The following is a 16,902-nucleotide window of genomic DNA, read 5'->3' as shown; positions in this document are numbered from 1 at the left end:
CCTACACCCTTCTTTCTGCATGTGTCTTCGCCACATGACTGTTAGTTGCTGCAGCATGTCCAATAATTTCTGAATGCTTTGAAACTTCATTCGAGGTCATTTCATGAATAATCCCTAAGCTAGTCAGGCCTAATGTTTCCGTTAAGAATTCTTCAGATTTAACTGTCTTATCCGTAAATTCGCGTAGGAACGCAATCCCGACACCAATCAATAACCCTAGCACGGCGCCAATTAATAAATTCAATTTCAAGCGCGGTGAAACAGCCGTAGTATCAGGCTGTGCCTTGGAAATAATCGATACGTTATTGATCTGCATCATTTTACCGACTTTACTTTTAAAGACCGTTGCTGTGGTATTAGCAATACTAGCAGCATCATAAGGGTCTTGGTCCTTGACAGTAATTGAAAAAACCTGTGAATTCTGTTGGCTAGTAATACTGATTTCACTCTTTAAATCGTCAGTAGTCCCTTTAAAGTTGGTTTCTTTATGTAGTTGTCGATTAACGTTCTTCAAAATACTTGGACTGACAATAATGTCCTTATAAGTATTGATCATTTGGACATCCGTTTGAACCTGCTGCGCTTGCAATGCTTCAGAAGTTTGCTTACGATTTACCAAAATTTCTGTCGAAGCACTGTACTTTGGCGTCATTAGGAAAAAAGACACCAAAAAAGTGGCAAAGAGGAAAATGACGATTGCGCCTAAAATCAATTTCACGTGTTTCCTCAGGATGCCAAAGATATTTTCTAAGTCTACCGTTTCATTCATGAATTACCTCCATAATACAATCAAAAAAAGCTCTCATAAACAGATTTTACACGAAAATTCAAGATTTACAAATGAAGATTTATATAAAACCGCTTTTATTTTAAATCTGCTGGGCCATCACCATAGTAAACTTGCATCAAATAAAGACCACTGGCCGCTGCTGTTAAGCGAGCTTGCCGCCGATCTTTAACTTGATATAAACGCTGAATATCGTGTAGCGGCCGGCGATTACCACCAATTTCCAGCAGCACCCCTACCATAATGCGGACCATATTATAAAGAAAGCCATTGCCATAAAAATCGAAGATCAATTCATTTTGGGTTTGGTCAACCGTCACTTTGGCATCATAAATCGTGCGCACTTTATTTTCAATGCTACCGCCGGCTGCCGCAAAACTGGTGAAATCATGGGTACCGACGAAATCACCAATTGCCGCTTCAATTAATTCAGGCTGCATCGGCCACTTCCAATGCCCGGTATAAAGCCGGCGAAATGGATTCGTATAATAATCCAAGTTCACCCGATAACGATAGCGTTTGCCGGTTGCATCAAACCGTGCATGAAAATCGGATGGGACCACTTCACAGGCTAAAACTTGCGTATCCAACGGTAATAAACTGTTTAATGCTTTGCGCATCCCTTCGGCGGCAATAAAAAACGGAAAGTCAAAACTGATGACTTGTCCGTAAGCATGCACGCCAGCATCGGTTCGACCTGAACCGTTGATGGGAATTCGTTGTTCAACTTTTGCCATTTTAGCAAGGGCTTGCTCAACGACACCTTGAACCGTCCGTTGATGCGGTTGCACTTGATACCCCGCAAAATGAGTTCCATCATACATTAATGTGACTTTATAATGTGTTACTGGCATTCTTAAACGTCCTTCTTTTTAAAATTAGCGTAACCAGATCAGTAATCCGGTAATGACGGCAAAGGCCGCAACAGCAAGCGTGTCTTGACCTTTCCAAGTCAGCACACGGTACTTGGTTCGTCCTTCACCACCTTGATAACCGCGTGCTTCCATGGCCGTTGCCAAATCTTCAGCCCGGTTAAAGGAATTCACAAATAACGGAATCAATAGCGGAATAATCGCACGCATTTTTTGGCTTAAACTACCACTGCCAAAATCCACCCCACGGGCGCGTTGCGCATTCATAATTTTTTCAGTTTCATCCATTAAGGTTGGCACAAAGCGTAACGCAATGGAAATCATTAACGCAATTTCATAAACTGGCAAATGAAAGACTTTAAAGGGTTTTAAAATCGATTCGATGGCATCCGACAACTGTAATGGCGGTGTCGTTAACGTTAACAAAGTTGACATGAAAATGATCAACACAAAACGCATGAAAATATAACCACCATTGACTAAACCATATTGGGAGACCACCAACGGTCCCCAGTGCCAATATAAATGCCCACCGCGGGTAAAAAAGATCTGTAAGATCACGGTAAACAGGATCAGCCAGATCAGTGGCCGTACCCCGCGAATAAAGAAACCTAAATTAACGCGCGACATTAACACGGCAAACATGGTGAACAAGAAAAGGAGCAAATAGCTTTGCCAATTGTGCGCCAAGAAAATAATCCCAATAAAGTAAAAACTCAACAGTAATTTGCCCCGTGGATCAAGTCGATGAATAAAAGAATCCCCAGGAATATAACGCCCAAATATCAATTTATTCATCCGTTGCACCTCGTTTAGTTAACGGTAGCTGTGGCGCAAGGGCTGCTGCTAAGGCGGCTTCCGTTAATGGTAATTGCTCAAACTGAAAACCACGTTGTTTCAATTTTTCGGCAAACAACGCTGTTTCAGGTACGCCGAGCTGATGACTTTGTAACCAGGCCACATCTTGAAAAACAGCTTGTGGTGTGCCTGTTTTGGCCACTTGACCGCGATCCATGACCACGACTTGATCGGCATAAGCGGCGACATCTTCCATTAAATGGGTGATCAACACCACAGTTAAATGCTGCTCACGATGGAGCCGCTCGACCATCCCGAGGATCTCACGCCGACCAACTGGATCAAGCCCTGCTGTAGGCTCATCGAGGATCAATACTTCTGGCTTCATTGCCAAAACCCCTGCAATGGCCACCCGGCGCATTTGCCCACCGGATAGATCAAATGGTGACCGTTCCAAATACTGGGTATCCAAGCCAACCAGCTGAACCATTTCAGTGGCACGTTGCAACGCATCTGCCTCACTGACCCCAAAGTTCATGGGGCCAAAAGCAATGTCCTTCGCGACGGTTTCTTCAAACAACTGATTTTCCGGAAATTGAAAAACCATTCCGACCTTTTGCCGAATCGGCTTTAGATTTTTATTGTCTGTTTCCGGGGTAATCACCCGTTCACCAATCGTCACAGTCCCTGCAGACGGTTTTAACAACGCATTAAGGTGTTGCACCAGTGTGGACTTGCCACTGCCTGTGTGCCCAATAATCGCTGTAAAAGCCTGATCATGAATGGTTAAATTAATATCCGTTAAGGCGTCACTGGCAAACGGACTGCCAGCCTGATAGGTGAAAGCTACATCTTTGAATGTGATGTCCATAACCAATCCGCCATTCCTTCCTCTGTAAGATATTGCTTGGGCACGTCAGCGCCGACTTGCCGCAAAGCTGTTTTTAAGCGCTCTGCATAAGGCACATCTAGCCCCATTTCAATAAGCCGTTCCCCGTAAGCAAAAATTTCAGCTGGCGTACCAGTTTCCTTTACCTGACCGTCATCTAACACCACGATCCGATTAGCTTGGGCCGCTTCATCAATATCGTGCGTAATGGAGATCACCGTTAAATGATCTTCTTGATTGAGTTGGCGCACGGTTGCCAGCACTTCTGCCCGACCTTTAGGATCGAGCATACTTGTCGATTCATCTAAAATAATAATATCCGGACGTTGCGCAATAATGCCTGCAATCGCCACCCGTTGCTTTTGACCACCAGATAACCGGGCTGGTTCCCGATCAGCAAATTCGGTCATCCGCACCCGCTTCAGCGCCGCATGCACGCGTTCCTGCATTTCAGGCCGCGGCACCCCACGATTTTCCAGCCCAAAAGCCACATCATCTTCCACCGTGGCCCCTACAAACTGGTTGTCTGGATTTTGGAAGACCATGCCAATTTTGGCACGAATCTGCCAAACGGTCTCATCGGTTAACGTCAGGCCAGCAACCTTGATCTCGCCTTTATTTTGTGGGTCAGGCGTCAACAAACCATCCAAAGACTTCGCCAGCGTCGACTTGCCACTTCCGTTATGTCCAATAATTGCCAGCCACTCGCCGGCTTGCACTGTAAAATTCACGTGTTGAAGCGCTGGGCGCTGTTCCATTTGTGGATAATGGTAGCTAAGATCCGTGACTTCAATAATATTTGCCAATCGCCTGACACCTTTTTTCGCTTTAAAATTTAAAATAATTACACATCAATAATGATAACATGAACGCTTACTTCCGAAAAGGTAGCAGTTTCATTCTAACGCGATTATTTCAAAAACGGCTTAGTCAGCACCTATCCCCATCCTGAAACGAAATCGAAAGCACAAAAAAATCACTTCCCGAATTACGACACAATAGGGCAAAAGTCCACTATTGTGACAACCGTCGAGCTAGACTTGGAAAAACAACTAACCAACATCATAACACTCTGGTCTATAGTAATTTGGAAGTGATCCTTATATGTTCATGTCGTTAGAAACTAACGATTCGTGAAGTTCATGATTAGTCTACAAATTGTAAAACAACCATTGGTGCGCCGTCACCACGACGAGGCATTGTCTTGTAAATGCGTGTATAACCACCGTTACGATCAGTGTAGCGAGGTGCTACGTCGTCAAATAATTTTTGTAAAACAGTTTGAACGACTACTTGATCGCCGTCTTCATGAACATCAGCAATTTCGTCGCGTAAGAAAGCGGCTGCTTGACGACGTGCAGATAAATCACCTTTTTTACCTAAAGTGATCATTTTTTCAGTCGTTGAGCGAACTTCTTTGGCACGTGCTTCTGTTGTCGTGATTTTTTCGTTCATGATTAAGTCAGATGTTAAATCGCGTAACAAAGCTTTCCGTTGAGAACTTGTGCGACCTAATTTACGGTAACTCATTAATGGATTCCCTCCTTTGATAGTTGATCGGCAAAGCGATCGAAAGTTGGCTTAGTCTTCTTTACGTAAAGAAAGGCCAAGATCAGCTAATTTAGCTTTGACTTCTTCTAATGACTTCCGGCCTAAGTTGCGGACCTTCATCATATCAGCTTCAGTCTTGTTGGTTAATTCTTGAACCGTGTTGATACCAGCACGTTTGAGACAGTTATAAGAACGAACCGAAAGGTCAAGTTCTTCAATTGTCATTTCAAGCATCTTTTCTTTATGTGTTTCTTCTTTTTCGACCATGATTTCAGCGTTTTTCGCTTCATCAGTTAAGTTGACAAAGATATCAAGATGTTCCGTGAGGATCTTAGCGGCAAGACTGATGGCTTCTCGTGGATTAATGGAACCATTTGTCCAGACATCCAGTGTTAATTTATCAAAATCGTTGCGTTGCCCAACACGGGTACTTTCAACTTGATAATTGACACGACTGATCGGGGTATAAATCGAATCAATTGGTAAAACACCAATCGGCATATCGTCTACTTTATTTCCTTCAGCAGCAACATAACCGCGACCCTTACGAACAGTCATACGAGCATGGAAATGCCCACCCTCAGCAACTGTGCAGATGTAAAGATCCGGATTCAAAACCTCAACATCACTGTCGGCTTCGATATCACCAGCAGTTACGGTCGCTGGCCCTTGGACGTCGATCTCAACGGTTTTATCATCGTCAGATTCCAACTTCAAAGCTAGCTTTTTGATGTTCAAAATGATTTGGGTAACATCTTCCGTTACACCATCGATGGTTGAGAATTCGTGTAAGACGCCATCAATTTGAACACTAGTAGCGGCAGCACCTGGTAAAGATGCCAACAAAATCCGCCGTAATGAATTACCTAATGTTGTCCCGTAGCCACGTTCTAGTGGTTCAACCACAAATTTACCGTAATTTGTGCTTTCGTCAACCTTGGTAATGTTTGGCTTCTCAAATTCGATCATTTAGTCTCTTACCCCTTTCAAAACGAGAAGTGTTGTTTAAAACATGACGTACGTTTCAGTTCAAACTCAAAATGAACCGTACTCACATTAAACACGACGGCGCTTTGGAGGACGAGAACCATTATGAGGAACTGGTGTTACATCACGAATAGCGGTAATTTCCAAACCAGTTGCTTGGAGTGAACGAATCGCTGCTTCACGACCTGAACCTGGACCTTTAACTGTTACTTCAACAGACTTCATACCAAATTCCATTGAAGCTTTTGCTGCGGCTTCTGCGGCCATTTGTGCAGCAAATGGTGTAGATTTACGACTACCTTTAAAACCTAAGGCACCTGCTGAAGACCATGCAATTGCATTCCCTTGAGGGTCTGTGATCATGATCAAGGTGTTGTTAAAAGTAGAGTGGATATGTGCGACGCCTGATTCGATGTTCTTTTTGACCCGACGACGACGTGTTGTTTTTCGAGTTGCCATTAATTGCTAACCTCCCTTATTGAGTTATTTCTTCTTACCGGCAATTGAAACTTTTTTGCCCTTACGAGTACGCGCATTGTTCTTTGTGTGTTGACCACGAACTGGTAACCCACGACGATGACGCATGCCACGGTAAGAACCGATTTCTTGAAGACGTTTGATGTTTAAGTTGACTTCACGGCGAAGATCACCTTCAACTTTAACCTTATCAACTTCAACACGGATCTTATCTTCTTGTTCAGGTGTTAAATCAGAAACGCGAACGTTTTCTGGTACACCAGCAGCTGCTAATACTTTATGAGCAGTTGTATTCCCGATCCCGAAGATATAAGTTAAACCGATAACGATTTGTTTGTTACGTGGTAAATCAATTCCTGCGATACGAGCCATTAAATTGCACCTCCATTTAAATGAATTTTAGATTACCCTTGACGTTGTTTGTGTTTCGGGTTAGCAGAGCAGATGATCATAACACGGCCCTTGCGTTTGATGACACGGCAGTGTTCGCACATCTTCTTTACTGATGGTCGTACTTTCATAGTAAATACCTCCTCAGTACGTTGTCCGTTGATCAATTCTCATTGATCGCAGACTTTTGCGGAAGCAAAAGTCATCTACCTTTGAAACAGATATCCGCTCGTTCCGATCACTACTTGAAACGATAAGTGATCCGGCCGCGTGTTAAATCGTATGGCGATAATTCGACAGTCACACGATCACCTGGCAAAATACGAATGTAATGCATTCTGATCTTACCGGAAACGGTGGCGAGAATCGTTGCGTTATTCTCAAGTTCTACCTTGAACATTGCGTTAGGCAATGTATCAACAACTTTACCTTCCACTTCGATTACATTATCTTTGGCCAAACAGAAATCCCTCCTTCCCACAAATGTGGTTACAGCTATAAACTGCGCCATAGCAAAAGCCATCGCGCAGTGTTATGCCCGGGACTCTTGCACCGCATCAATTCAACACATAAAAATGGTGAGGGCGAATGCACTCACCTTTTTTGCCTTCACTGTCATATCAATCCAAAATGACAGGATTGAACAGATAACCTTTAATATTATAGCAGAAGGTTATAATCGACGCAAGTCCCAATTAAACTTATTTCAAACTTATTTGGTAAATGAATCTAAAACTTTTTTGATGTCTTCAAAAACAACGTCAATGTCGCGGTTGCCATCAATGTTGAATAAAATGCCCTTGTCACCATAGAACTTCAATAATGGTGTGTTCATTTTTTCGTTAACGGCTAACCGATTTTTAACGGTTTCAGGCTTGTCATCATCACGTTGGAAGAATTCGTGGCCGCCGCAACGATCACAAGTACCTTCAACTTTAGTTGGTTTGTAAAGTTTATGGTAAGTTGCCCCACAGTTTTTGCAAATGAAACGGCCAGTTAAACGTTCCATTAATGAAGCAGGATCAACGTCGATGTTGATCACACCGTCTAATGGCTTGTTTAAATCAGCGTTAATGGTTTCAAGTGCTTCAGCCTGGCTTAATGTCCGTGGGAAACCATCCAACAAGTAACCAACTGCTGTGTCATCTTCACCTAAGCGATCCTTAACGATCCCACAAGTCACTTCATCAGGTACCAATTCACCTTTGTCCATGTAAGACTTAGCTTGTTGGCCTAACTCTGTTTTAGCAGCCATTGCAGCCCGGAACATGTCCCCGGTTGAAATGTGTGGAATGTGATAAGCATCAATAATTTTTTCGGCTTGAGTCCCTTTACCAGCACCTGGTAGACCCATTAAGATTAAGTTCATAATTTACCCCTTTCAAATTAGAAACAAGTTATATCCTTATTATATTAAAAAAAGAGACAAAAGGCCATCCGTCGTCAACAAAACAATGGGATTTTTCAAAAAAATTCCATGTCGTCGAACCAGATTCCCTTTTATCTCTTCTTAAGCCATCAAAGCTAACGAATAAAGCCGACGTAATGCCGTTTCATCATTAAACCTTCGATTTGACGGGCTGCTTCAAGCGCAACCCCAACGACAATCAGTAAACTGGTGCCGCCTAATCCAATTGATTCCGGTAGATTCCAAATATTAGCCGCTAAAATCGGCAATAAAGCAACAACACCTAAGAAGATGGATCCCACAGTACTCAACCGCATCAGCGTACCTGAGATATAATGTTGCGTTTCTTTACCGGGCCAAACACTCGGAATATAACTACCTTGTTTTTGCAAATTCTCCGCAACTTTCTCCGGATTAACTTGTACAAACGCATAAAAGAACGTGAAAACGATAATCAAGAACGTATATAGAATCGCACCTGGAATAGTGGTCATACTAAAAATCTGATTCATGACTTGGAACCACGTGTCCTCAGAATGTGCATTTTGAAAAGCTTGTAAAATCGTTTGGGGCGTTGCGATAAACGAACTTGCAAAAATAACTGGAATTACGCCAGCTACGTTAACTTTTAAAGGTAAGTAACTTTGGTCGCCAGCATCGGAAGCCCGCCGCGTATAACGAATTGGGATTTTCCGATTAGCTTGTTGAACCCAAGTGACGATTGTAACAACGATCAAAATTGCGATCAATAAAACAACAGCATAAAGTATGTATAGCCAGAACTGAGTTGTGTCTGGATTTGTACCGAACCACTGTTGGTAAATTTGCTGGATCCCGTTTGGAATCCGGGCTACGATCCCTGCAAAAATAATCATCGAGACCCCGTTGCCAAGACCTTTATCAGTAATCTGATCACCCATCCACGTTACTAACATCGTACCACCGGTTAAGATAACCCCAATCATCACAAAGGTTTGAATGTTTGGATTTTTAACCAGACCAAGACCACTGAGGGCGTTAAACCCAGCAGTGATCCCGATTGATTGCACAAAGGCTAACACGATTGTTAAGTAACGTGTGACCTGATTTAATTTGCGTCTTCCGACTTCCCCTTGTTTACTCCACTCCACAAATTTTGGCACAATGTCCATCTGTAACAGTTGGACCACGATCTGTGCCGTAATGTAAGGCGAAACACCCATTGAGAAGATCGAATAGTTCGTTAGACCACCACCGCCAAACATGTTCAACATGCTGACTAATCCTGACGAAGCAATCGAAGTCAGTGCTTTTGCATTAACGCCTGGTACCGTAATTTGGGTTCCGAGACGAAAAATGAATAAAACACCCAACGTAAAAAGAATCCGATTCCGAATATCTTTTACTTGCCAAGCATTTTTGATGGTCGACAGCATTAAATCACCTCGATTTTACCGCCAGCAGCTTCAACAGCAGCTTTCGCAGCAGCTGATGCTTTACTTACCTTTACAGTTAATTTCTTGGTGAGTTTACCGTTAGCCAAAAGCTTGATACCAGCTTTTTCTTTTTTAACTAAACCTGATTCAACTAGCAAAGCTGAAGTTACTTCAGTTCCGTCATCGAAACGATTTAAGTCTTCAAGACTAACTAATGCATATTCTTTACGGTTAATGTTAGAGAAACCGCGTTTTGGCATACGACGGAATAAAGGCATTTGGCCACCTTCAAAACCTAGACGCACTTTGCCACGAGCCTTTTGACCTTTTTGGCCACGACCAGCAGTTTTACCATTACCGGATGAAGTCCCGCGGCCTACACGATTGCGTACGTGGCGAGAGCCTTCACTTGACTGTAAGTTATGCAAATCCATTAAATCGGCACCTCCTTGCTAGTTATTTTGCTTCTTCAACGTCTACTAGGTAAGCAATTTTAGTAACTGCTCCCCGAATTGCAGCGTTATCTGGCAATACGACAGAGCTGTTTACACGGCCAAGTCCTAAAGCTTTCACGATCTTGCGGTGTGCAGGCTTACGATGTGCCACACTACGCTTCAACGTAATTTTTAATTGTGCCATGAAGTTCGCCCTCCTAGTTATTTAATTGTTCAACTGGAATGCCGCGAAGTTCAGCAACTGTTTCGGCACGCCGTAATTGTTTTAACCCATCAATAGTTGCACGTACGACGTTAATTGGCGTATGTGAACCTAAGAACTTACTTGTAACATCAGCAACCCCAGCAAGTTCCATAATAGAACGTACTGCGCCACCAGCAGCAACCCCAGAACCGGCGATTGCAGGCTTGATCATGACGCGGCCACCGCCAAAACGGCCAATGACTTCATGAGGAACTGTTGTGCCAACGATTGGAACTTCGATCAAGTTCTTCTTAGCATCTTCAACGGCCTTACGAATGGCTTCTGGGACTTCTTGTGCTTTACCAGTACCAAAGCCAACGTGACCGTTGTGATCGCCAACAATAACGATGGCAGCGAAACGAAGACGACGTCCACCTTTTACAACCTTAGTAACCCGGTTGATCGATACGACATTATCTTCTAATTCCAACTTACTTGGATCAATAAACGTTGTTGTCATAAATGGTTATTCCTCCTTTTCCTAAAAGTCTAAGCCGTTTTCACGTGCAGCTTCTGCTAAAGCTTGAACACGACCGTGATACAGGTAACCGCCACGATCAAAGACCACGTTTTCGTGACCTGCTGCAACCGCGCGTTTAGCAACTAAAGCACCGACAGCTTGCGCTTGTTCAGTCTTAGTTCCTTCTGCATTCACTTCTTTGTCCAATGTCGAGGCACTTGCTAGCGTCACACCCGCTACGTCATCAATTAATTGCGCGTAGATGTTTTTATTAGAACGATAAATGTTCAAGCGTGGGCGCTCAGCAGTACCAGAAATCTTACCACGAACACGCAAATGGCGCTTTTGGCGTGTTTTATTCTTGTCTGGTTTCGAAATCACAATGTTCACCTCTTAAATTTTATTGTTTCAGCCTAAGCTGCATTATTTACCAGTTTTACCTTCTTTACGACGAACATATTCATCGACGTAACGAATCCCTTTACCTTTATAAGGTTCAGGTGAGCGGATGCTGCGGATTTCAGCAGCAAACTGGCCAACTTCTTGTTTAGAAATACCAGAAACGTTAATTTCTGTGTTTGAAGGAACTTCTAAAGCTAAACCTTCAGGTGTTTCTAATTCAACGGGGTTAGAGTAACCAACGTTCAAGATCAATTTCTTGCCTTGCAATTGGGCACGATAACCGACACCGACAAGCTGTAACTTTTTAACAAAGCCAGTTGTGACGCCTTCGATCATGTTTGCTAAGTTAGCGCGCGTAGTACCGTGTAATTCACGGCTCTTTTTGCCACTATCCTTACGTTCGAAACTGATTTCACCGTCTTTTTGGGTCATTTCAATCAATGGACTGAAAGTACGAGTTAATTCACCCTTTGGCCCTTTAACAGTTACATCATTACCGTTTGTAGTAACAGTTACCTTTTCAGGTACTTTTACAACTTTATAACCAATACGACTCACGTGTTACACCTCCTTATTTAATCAGATTATTACCAAATGTAAGCGAGTACTTCGCCGCCGACACTCTTTGCACGAGCTTCTTTATCAGTGATAACACCTTCAGAAGTTGACAAGATTGCGATACCTAAACCATTTAAGACCTTAGGTACAGCGTCTGCTTTGACATAAGCACGCAAACCAGGTTTGGAAATACGCTTTAAACCGGAGATAACACGTTCGTTATCCTTACCGTATTTCAGGAATACACGGATAATTCCTTGTTTGTCATCGTCAACGTATTCAACGTCGCGAATGAAACCTTCACGCTTTAAGATTTCTGAAATGCTTTTAAGCATGTTTGATGCAGGTACTTCCAGAGATTCGTGACGCACCATGTTGGCGTTACGAATGCGGGTTAAGTAATCTGCAATCGGATCAGTCATGACCATTAATGTAACCTCCCTTGAGTTAGACTTTTTACCAGCTAGCTTTCTTCAAGCCAGGAATTTGACCAGCATGTGCTAATTCACGAAGGCAGATCCGGCATAAATGGAATTTACGATAAACAGAATGTGGACGACCACAGCGTTCGCACCGCGTATAAGCTTGCGATGAGAATTTAGCAGGACGTTGTTGCTTTGCGACCATTGATTTTTTAGCCAAGATTAATTACCTCCTTTTATTTTGCAAACGGCATGCCGATTTGTTTCAGCAATTCGCGTGCTTCTTCATCTGTGTTGGCGGTTGTTACGATAACAATATCCAAACCACGGACTTTATCTACTTGATCGTAATCAATTTCTGGGAAAATTAATTGTTCACGGATACCTAAAGTGTAGTTCCCGCGACCGTCAAAAGAACGGGTAGAAACACCATGGAAGTCACGAACACGTGGTAATGAAACGTTGATCAACTTGTCTAAGAAGTCATACATGCGTTCCCCACGTAATGTAACTTTGGCACCAATTGGCATGCCCTCACGTAACCGGAAGCCGGCAATTGATTTCTTCGCCTTAGTGATCATAGGTTGTTGGCCGGCGATCAATGCTAATTCGGCAACGGCGTTGTCCAAGTTCTTAGCATTTGATACAGCGTCACCAACACCCATGTTCAACACGATTTTGTCAACTTTTGGTGCTTGCATAACTGAAGCGTAACTAAACTTTTCAACTAATGCAGGTGTAATTTCTTTTTGGTATCTTTCTTTCAAGCGGTTAGCCATTAATTTTTCCTCCTTTCAGTTTATTATTTATCGATAACATTGCCAGATTTTTTAGCATAACGAACGCGCTTGCCATCTTCGACCTTTACGCCGACTTTGGTAGGTTCGTTTGTTTCTGGGTCAAGCAATGCAACGTTTGATACGTGGATTGGAGCAGCCTTTTCAACAATGCCGCCTTGTTGGCCAGCACTTGGCTTTTGGTGTTTTTTAATGATATGAACACCTTCGACAACCACTTGATCAGTTTTAGGTAAAGCTTTGGTTACTGTACCTTCTTTACCCTTATCCTTGCCACTAATGACGCGGACTTTGTCGCCAGTCTTTACGAACATGAAATTGCCTCCTTCTTTAAAAAGATTGTTGCTTAGAGTACTTCTGGCGCTAAGGAAACAATCTTCATAAAGTTGCTGTCACGTAATTCACGGGCAACTGGTCCAAAGATACGTGTTCCTCGCGGGCTCTTATCAGCATTAATAATAACTGCTGCGTTTTCATCAAATTTGATGTAGGAACCATCGGCACGATGTGCGCCTGTCTTGGTCCGAACGATAACCGCCTTTACAACGTCGCCTTTTTTGACAACGCCACCTGGTGTTGCTTGTTTAACCGTTGCAACGATAATATCACCGATATTCGCTGTTTTTACGCGTGAACCGCCTAAAATCTTGATGGTTAAAATTTCACGAGCACCAGAATTATCAGCGACTTTTAAACGACTTTCTTGTTGAATCACGGAAAAGTCCCTCCTTCGTTAATAATTCAGATTTATAAAATAACAGCCTTTTCGACGATTTCCACTAAGCGGAACCGCTTTGATGCAGACAATGGACGAGTTTCCATGATCTTAACGACATCACCGGTTTTTGCTTCGTTGTTTTCGTCATGTGCATAGTACTTCTTGGTATAGCGAATCCGCTTGCCATAAGTGCTATGTTGCTTTGTAGTTTGTACCGCAACTGTGATTGTCTTATCCGCTTTATCGGATACAACCCGGCCTTGAACGACTTTTCGTGCGTTACGCGTTTCGTTCTTTTCGCTCAAAATGTTTGACCTCCTATTCAATCTAAGGTGTGTTTACGACTAGTCTTTGTTTAATTCTTGTTGACGCAATACTGTCTTGATCCGGGCAATATTTTTACGCACTTGTTTTAAACGTGCCGTATTTTCCAATTGTCCTGTGGCTAATTGGAAGCGAAGATTAAATAATTCTTCTTTATATTCTTTTTCGCGGTCAAGCATTTCAGCAGTGGTTAAGTCTTTAATTTCTTTAGCCTTCATTTGATTCGCCACCTACTTCCTCACGTGTTACGATCTTGCAACGAACTGGCAACTTCGTAGATGCAAGACGTAATGCTTCACGTGCTACTTCTTCAGAAACGCCACCTACTTCGAACATTACCTTCATACGTTTAACAGGTGCTACCCAACCTTCTGGAGCACCTTTCCCAGAACCCATCCGGGTACCGATTGCTTTAGATGTATATGACTTATGAGGGAAAATACGAATCCAAACTTTCCCACCACGCTTCATATAACGTGTCATAGCAACACGGGCTGCTTCAATTTGGCGGTTAGTGATCCATGAGGAATCTAATGCCTGTAAACCATATTCGCCAAAGTCAACTTTCTTACCGCCTTTCGCTTCACCACGCATGTGGCCACGAAATTCACGACGGTGCTTTACACGTTTAGGTACTAGCATGTCTAGTTTCCTCCTCTCGTGCCTTGATTACGGTTGTTACGACCGTTATTGCGGTTGCCGCCACGGTTGTTGCGACGGTTGTTCCGATTATTTTGTGATGGTGCATTATCTTTGATAGAGTCACCATGAGTTTGGCCAGCTAAGATATCGCCGCGGTAGATCCACGTCTTAACCCCTAATTGACCATAAGTTGTTGTTGCTTCGTCCCATGAATAATCAATATCAGCGCGTAATGTATGCAATGGAACAGTCCCATCTGAATACATTTCTTTACGGGCAATATCAGCACCATTCAAACGACCAGAAACCATTGTCTTGATACCGTGAGCGCCAGCACGCATTGTCCGTTGGATTGCTTGCTTCATGGCACGACGGAAGGCAACACGAGCTTCCAATTGTTGTGCGATACTTTCACCGACTAAGTGAGCGTCCAAATCAGGTTGTTTGATTTCAACAATGTTGATGTGGACCCGCTTGCCAGTTAAAGTGTTTAATTGTTTACGTAAGTTTTCAACTTCAGCGCCACCCTTACCAATAACCATACCAGGTTTAGCAGTGTGAATTGAAACATTGACACGGTTTGCTGCACGTTCGATCTCAACACGGGAGACAGAGGCGTCAGCTAAGCGTTTTGCGATAAAGCTACGAACTTTCAAATCTTCATTTAAGAGTTTGCCGTAGTCTTTTTCGGCATACCATTTTGCATCCCAGTCACGAGAAATACCAACTCGTAAACCAAGTGGATTAATTTTTTGACCCACGCGTTATCCCTCCTTATTTTTCAGCTACAACCACGGTAACGTGGCATGTGCGTTTGTTGATTGGTGAAGCAGAACCTTTGGCACGAGGACGGAACCGTTTTAAAGTTGGTCCTTCGTTAACATAGGCTTCTGTTACAACCAAGTTTTCAGCGTCTAAGTCGAAGTTGTTTTCGGCATTTGCGATTGCTGAGTTTAACACCTTTTCAATAACAGGTGAAGCACCACGTGGGGTGAACTTAAGAATCGCACTTGCTTCGGCAACACTCTTACCACGGATTAAGTCGATCACTAAGCGAGCTTTGCGGGCGGCAATCCGAACAGTTTTAGCAGTTGCACGAGCTTCAGTAACTTGTTCTGACATGAATTATCCTCCTCTCGCCTATTTAGTGCGACGATCGTCTCCAGCATGACCATGGAAAGTCCGTGTTGGAACGAATTCGCCTAATTTATGTCCGACCATATCTTCTTGAACGAAAACTGGTACGTGTTTACGACCGTCGTAAACGGCAATCGTGTAACCGATAAAACTTGGGAAAATCGTAGAACGACGTGACCAAGTTTTAATAACAGTCTTCTTATCTTGATCTGCTTGCGCAGCAATTTTTTTCAGTAAATGATCATCGGCAAATGGTCCTTTTTTTAAGCTCCGACTCATTATGAAACCTCCTTTGTACTGGATGTTTTAACGAATGTAATTAGCAAATTAATGTTTGCCCCGTTTGCGGCCACGAACGATGAACTTAGATGACTGCTTACGAGAATTACGGGTCTTCTTACCAAGGGTCTTCTTACCCCATGGTGACATTGGTGATGGATGACCGATTGGGGCTTTACCTTCACCACCACCATGAGGGTGATCGTTAGGGTTCATAACAGAACCACGGACTGTTGGACGAATACCCAACCAGCGCTTACGGCCTGCTTTACCAATGTTGATCAATTCATGTTGTTCGTTACCAACTGCACCAATTGTAGCGCGGCAAGTTACCAAGATCATCCGAACTTCACCTGAGCCTAAGCGAACCAAGGCGTATTTGCCTTCTTTACCTAAGATCTGTGCAGAAGCACCGGCTGAACGAACTAATTGTGCACCATGACCTGGCTTTAATTCGATGTTATGAATGATTGTACCAACTGGAATGTTAGCTAATGGCAATGCGTTACCAACTTTGATATCGGCATCGACACCAGATTGAACTTTCATACCAACTTCCAAGCCTTTAGGTGCAATGATGTAGGCTTTAACCCCATCAGTGTATTGCAATAATGCAATGTTTGCTGACCGGTTTGGATCGTATTCGATTGCTTTTACAATAGCTGGTACATTGTCTTTAAGACGTTTGAAATCAATCAAACGGTATTGACGTTTATGACCACCGGCACGATGACGAACTGTAATGTGACCATATGAATTACGGCCAGCAGTTTTTGTCGTGTATTCGGTTAATGACTTTTCAGGCTTTGTCTTCGTAATTTCAGAGAAGTCAGAGCTGGTCATATTCCGGCGACCATTTGTGGTTGGTTTGTATACTCTAATACCCACGT

General features: G+C 43.1%; 30 protein-coding genes. All 30 read right to left on the bottom strand.

Going from position 1 to position 16,902, the window contains the following annotated elements; translation table 11 throughout:
- Position 1: 1 nt before the first annotated feature.
- The gene (locus FC07_RS13715) at positions 2 to 769 is read right to left on the bottom strand and encodes a YveK family protein (protein WP_057905656.1); all 768 of its coding nucleotides are present in this window, start codon (positions 767 to 769) and stop codon (positions 2 to 4) included.
- 95 nt (positions 770 to 864) lie between these two features.
- The gene (gene truA, locus FC07_RS13710; protein WP_057905655.1) at positions 865 to 1,641 is read right to left on the bottom strand and encodes a tRNA pseudouridine(38-40) synthase TruA; all 777 of its coding nucleotides are present in this window, start codon (positions 1,639 to 1,641) and stop codon (positions 865 to 867) included.
- A 24-nt stretch (positions 1,642 to 1,665) separates the two neighbouring features.
- Positions 1,666 to 2,457 (bottom strand): energy-coupling factor transporter transmembrane component T family protein, encoded by a 792-nt coding sequence (locus FC07_RS13705; protein WP_057905654.1) that lies wholly within the window; start codon positions 2,455 to 2,457, stop codon positions 1,666 to 1,668.
- Positions 2,450 to 3,328: an energy-coupling factor ABC transporter ATP-binding protein gene (locus FC07_RS13700; protein WP_057905679.1), complete on the bottom strand. Its 879-nt coding sequence runs from the start codon at positions 3,326 to 3,328 to the stop codon at positions 2,450 to 2,452. Before FC07_RS13700 ends, FC07_RS13705 begins: the two co-directional genes overlap by 8 nt.
- Positions 3,304 to 4,152 (bottom strand): energy-coupling factor ABC transporter ATP-binding protein, encoded by an 849-nt coding sequence (locus FC07_RS13695; RefSeq protein ID WP_083483338.1) that lies wholly within the window; start codon positions 4,150 to 4,152, stop codon positions 3,304 to 3,306. Before FC07_RS13695 ends, FC07_RS13700 begins: the two co-directional genes overlap by 25 nt.
- Before the next feature lie 340 nt (positions 4,153 to 4,492).
- On the bottom strand, positions 4,493 to 4,876 hold the full coding sequence (gene rplQ / locus FC07_RS13690; RefSeq protein ID WP_057905653.1) for a 50S ribosomal protein L17: 384 nt from the start codon (positions 4,874 to 4,876) through the stop codon (positions 4,493 to 4,495).
- A 51-nt stretch (positions 4,877 to 4,927) separates the two neighbouring features.
- Positions 4,928 to 5,866 (bottom strand): DNA-directed RNA polymerase subunit alpha, encoded by a 939-nt coding sequence (locus FC07_RS13685; protein ID WP_057905652.1) that lies wholly within the window; start codon positions 5,864 to 5,866, stop codon positions 4,928 to 4,930.
- Between the two features lie 87 nt (positions 5,867 to 5,953).
- Entirely contained in the window at positions 5,954 to 6,343 is a 390-nt protein-coding gene (gene rpsK, locus FC07_RS13680; RefSeq protein ID WP_057905651.1) for a 30S ribosomal protein S11, read from the bottom strand.
- 24 nt (positions 6,344 to 6,367) lie between these two features.
- Positions 6,368 to 6,733 (bottom strand): 30S ribosomal protein S13, encoded by a 366-nt coding sequence (gene rpsM, locus FC07_RS13675; protein ID WP_057905650.1) that lies wholly within the window; start codon positions 6,731 to 6,733, stop codon positions 6,368 to 6,370.
- 32 nt (positions 6,734 to 6,765) lie between these two features.
- Entirely contained in the window at positions 6,766 to 6,882 is a 117-nt protein-coding gene (gene rpmJ / locus FC07_RS15710) for a 50S ribosomal protein L36 (protein ID WP_083483337.1), read from the bottom strand.
- 110 nt (positions 6,883 to 6,992) lie between these two features.
- A complete protein-coding gene (gene infA, locus FC07_RS13670) occupies positions 6,993 to 7,211 on the bottom strand; it encodes a translation initiation factor IF-1 (protein WP_057905649.1) in 219 nt (72 codons plus the stop codon).
- A 252-nt stretch (positions 7,212 to 7,463) separates the two neighbouring features.
- Positions 7,464 to 8,120 (bottom strand): adenylate kinase, encoded by a 657-nt coding sequence (locus tag FC07_RS13665; RefSeq protein ID WP_057905648.1) that lies wholly within the window; start codon positions 8,118 to 8,120, stop codon positions 7,464 to 7,466.
- Positions 8,121 to 8,275: 155 nt separating this feature from the next.
- Entirely contained in the window at positions 8,276 to 9,574 is a 1,299-nt protein-coding gene (gene secY / locus FC07_RS13660; RefSeq protein ID WP_057905647.1) for a preprotein translocase subunit SecY, read from the bottom strand.
- On the bottom strand, positions 9,574 to 10,008 hold the full coding sequence (gene rplO / locus FC07_RS13655; protein ID WP_057905646.1) for a 50S ribosomal protein L15: 435 nt from the start codon (positions 10,006 to 10,008) through the stop codon (positions 9,574 to 9,576). Before rplO ends, secY begins: the two co-directional genes overlap by 1 nt.
- A 22-nt stretch (positions 10,009 to 10,030) precedes the next feature.
- Complete coding sequence (gene rpmD, locus FC07_RS13650) at positions 10,031 to 10,213, bottom strand: 50S ribosomal protein L30 (protein WP_057905645.1); 183 nt, start codon at positions 10,211 to 10,213, stop codon at positions 10,031 to 10,033.
- Positions 10,214 to 10,226: 13 nt separating this feature from the next.
- Entirely contained in the window at positions 10,227 to 10,733 is a 507-nt protein-coding gene (rpsE, locus tag FC07_RS13645) for a 30S ribosomal protein S5 (RefSeq protein WP_057905644.1), read from the bottom strand.
- 21 nt (positions 10,734 to 10,754) lie between these two features.
- Positions 10,755 to 11,123, bottom strand: coding sequence for a 50S ribosomal protein L18 (rplR, locus tag FC07_RS13640; RefSeq protein WP_057905643.1), 369 nt, complete (start codon positions 11,121 to 11,123; stop codon positions 10,755 to 10,757).
- A 33-nt stretch (positions 11,124 to 11,156) separates the two neighbouring features.
- Positions 11,157 to 11,693 (bottom strand): 50S ribosomal protein L6, encoded by a 537-nt coding sequence (gene rplF, locus FC07_RS13635; protein ID WP_057905642.1) that lies wholly within the window; start codon positions 11,691 to 11,693, stop codon positions 11,157 to 11,159.
- Positions 11,694 to 11,722: 29 nt separating this feature from the next.
- Entirely contained in the window at positions 11,723 to 12,121 is a 399-nt protein-coding gene (gene rpsH, locus FC07_RS13630; RefSeq protein WP_057905641.1) for a 30S ribosomal protein S8, read from the bottom strand.
- A gap of 28 nt (positions 12,122 to 12,149) precedes the next feature.
- Positions 12,150 to 12,335 (bottom strand): type Z 30S ribosomal protein S14, encoded by a 186-nt coding sequence (locus FC07_RS13625; protein ID WP_010011761.1) that lies wholly within the window; start codon positions 12,333 to 12,335, stop codon positions 12,150 to 12,152.
- Positions 12,336 to 12,351: 16 nt separating this feature from the next.
- Positions 12,352 to 12,894, bottom strand: a complete 543-nt coding sequence (gene rplE, locus FC07_RS13620) for a 50S ribosomal protein L5 (protein WP_057905640.1) — start codon at positions 12,892 to 12,894, stop codon at positions 12,352 to 12,354.
- A 23-nt stretch (positions 12,895 to 12,917) separates the two neighbouring features.
- Positions 12,918 to 13,226: a 50S ribosomal protein L24 gene (rplX, locus tag FC07_RS13615; RefSeq protein ID WP_057905639.1), complete on the bottom strand. Its 309-nt coding sequence runs from the start codon at positions 13,224 to 13,226 to the stop codon at positions 12,918 to 12,920.
- A gap of 32 nt (positions 13,227 to 13,258) precedes the next feature.
- Positions 13,259 to 13,627 (bottom strand): 50S ribosomal protein L14, encoded by a 369-nt coding sequence (gene rplN, locus FC07_RS13610; protein WP_057905638.1) that lies wholly within the window; start codon positions 13,625 to 13,627, stop codon positions 13,259 to 13,261.
- A 32-nt stretch (positions 13,628 to 13,659) separates the two neighbouring features.
- The gene (rpsQ, locus tag FC07_RS13605) at positions 13,660 to 13,935 is read right to left on the bottom strand and encodes a 30S ribosomal protein S17 (protein ID WP_057905637.1); all 276 of its coding nucleotides are present in this window, start codon (positions 13,933 to 13,935) and stop codon (positions 13,660 to 13,662) included.
- A 39-nt stretch (positions 13,936 to 13,974) separates the two neighbouring features.
- Entirely contained in the window at positions 13,975 to 14,172 is a 198-nt protein-coding gene (rpmC, locus tag FC07_RS13600; RefSeq protein WP_057905636.1) for a 50S ribosomal protein L29, read from the bottom strand.
- Positions 14,162 to 14,596 (bottom strand): 50S ribosomal protein L16, encoded by a 435-nt coding sequence (gene rplP, locus FC07_RS13595; RefSeq protein ID WP_057905635.1) that lies wholly within the window; start codon positions 14,594 to 14,596, stop codon positions 14,162 to 14,164. Before rplP ends, rpmC begins: the two co-directional genes overlap by 11 nt.
- A gap of 2 nt (positions 14,597 to 14,598) precedes the next feature.
- Positions 14,599 to 15,357, bottom strand: a complete 759-nt coding sequence (gene rpsC, locus FC07_RS13590; protein ID WP_057905634.1) for a 30S ribosomal protein S3 — start codon at positions 15,355 to 15,357, stop codon at positions 14,599 to 14,601.
- Positions 15,358 to 15,370: 13 nt separating this feature from the next.
- Entirely contained in the window at positions 15,371 to 15,718 is a 348-nt protein-coding gene (gene rplV / locus FC07_RS13585; protein ID WP_057905633.1) for a 50S ribosomal protein L22, read from the bottom strand.
- A gap of 18 nt (positions 15,719 to 15,736) precedes the next feature.
- Positions 15,737 to 16,012 (bottom strand): 30S ribosomal protein S19, encoded by a 276-nt coding sequence (gene rpsS, locus FC07_RS13580; protein WP_057905632.1) that lies wholly within the window; start codon positions 16,010 to 16,012, stop codon positions 15,737 to 15,739.
- Between the two features lie 48 nt (positions 16,013 to 16,060).
- Complete coding sequence (gene rplB / locus FC07_RS13575; protein ID WP_057905631.1) at positions 16,061 to 16,900, bottom strand: 50S ribosomal protein L2; 840 nt, start codon at positions 16,898 to 16,900, stop codon at positions 16,061 to 16,063.
- Between the last annotated feature and the right edge of the window lie 2 nt (positions 16,901 to 16,902).

Source organism: Loigolactobacillus bifermentans DSM 20003 (genome assembly GCF_001434575.1).
Classification (GTDB): Bacteria; Bacillota; Bacilli; order Lactobacillales; family Lactobacillaceae; genus Loigolactobacillus; species Loigolactobacillus bifermentans.
The sequence above is the reverse complement of the archived record's forward strand: the minus strand, read 5'-3'. Positions and strand labels throughout refer to the sequence as shown.